The sequence below is a fragment of the Pseudomonas sp. MSSRFD41 genome, assembly GCF_014230245.1.
GTDB lineage: Bacteria > Pseudomonadota > Gammaproteobacteria > Pseudomonadales > Pseudomonadaceae > Aquipseudomonas > Aquipseudomonas piscis.
The window spans coordinates 1-1,131 of the sequence record NZ_JACKZK010000063.1 but is presented as its reverse complement, the minus strand read 5'-3'; the positions used below and the strand labels follow the sequence as shown (position 1 = coordinate 1,131).

Below are 1,131 nucleotides of genomic sequence, written 5' to 3'. Positions count from 1 at the left end.
AGACGGCCGGGTTTGGCTTGGGTTGCCGCGGCTAGCTTGCTGACGCTGACATTCCCCATCGTGACGAGCGCAGCCCCCGGCTTGGCCTGGGGTGGCGCCGGTTGAGCCTGAGCGTCGCCCTGCCAGTCCTCTTGATTTTTGCTGGATGGCCAATAGCGCTCTTTCTCGAACGGATAGGTCGGCAATGCGACCCGGCACGGCCGCTGCCCCTGGAACAATCGCGCCCAGTCCAGCTCGATCCCCTCGACATACAGCTGCGCCAGTGACAGCAGCGCCCTTCGGAGCATCTCGGAATTGGCCGGCGCGCGGCTGTCTTGCAGGCATTGGTTGGCTTGGGCCTGGGCCTTGGTGGAGGCTTCCTGGGTGCCGTCGACGCTCCCGCTGTAGCCGTCGATCAGCTCGCCGGCGTCAAGCCATTGCAGCAGTTGCGCGCACAGCGCATCCGCATCGCTGGTGACCCAGGCCAGGCGTTGTTCGAGGTGGCGCCGGCCCAGCAACAAGGTGTGGCTCATAGCCCCCGGTTCAACGGGCTCACGCCGCAGGTGGGCGAGCAGGTTCTGCACCTGAAGCCTTAATTGGGGCGCGGTCCTGGCCGACAGCACCACCAGATGCAGCGGGTTGGTCGATGGCTGCACCGGCCGTTCGGGGGCTTCTGCGATCACCGCATGGGCGTTGGTACCGCTGAAGCCGAATGAGCTGACGGCCGCCAGCCGCTCCCCGGCCACGGGCCTGCGCCACTGTTCGGTGCGGGTGGGGACATGAAACGGGCCGTGGGTGAAATCGATGTGCGGATTGGCACTGACGAAATGTGCCGACGCCGGGATCTGCCGATGCCGCAATGCGAGCAGCACCTTGAGGACCCCCGCGATGCCCGCCGCCGTTGCCGTGTGCCCGACCGTGCTCTTGATCGAGCCAAGGGCGCAAGGTGCGCCCCGATGGCCGCCTTGGGCGAAGGCGTCAGCGAGAGCCCTGGCCTCTATCGGGTCGCCCAGCACCGTCGCGGTGCCGTGGGCCTCCACTAGGCCGATATGCTCGACCTCGATGCCGTGACGCCGATAGACCTCCAATTCCAGCCGGGTCTGGGCATTAGCATTGGGGGCCGTGATGCCGTTGCTCGCGCCATCCTGGTTG

1 protein-coding gene is annotated in these 1,131 nt (G+C 66.8%); it reads right to left on the bottom strand.

Annotated elements, in window-relative coordinates; all coding sequences use genetic code 11:
- A partial coding sequence (locus tag H7A76_RS32205; RefSeq protein ID WP_185702242.1) for a type I polyketide synthase occupies positions 1-1,131 on the bottom strand: 1,131 nt, incomplete at both ends.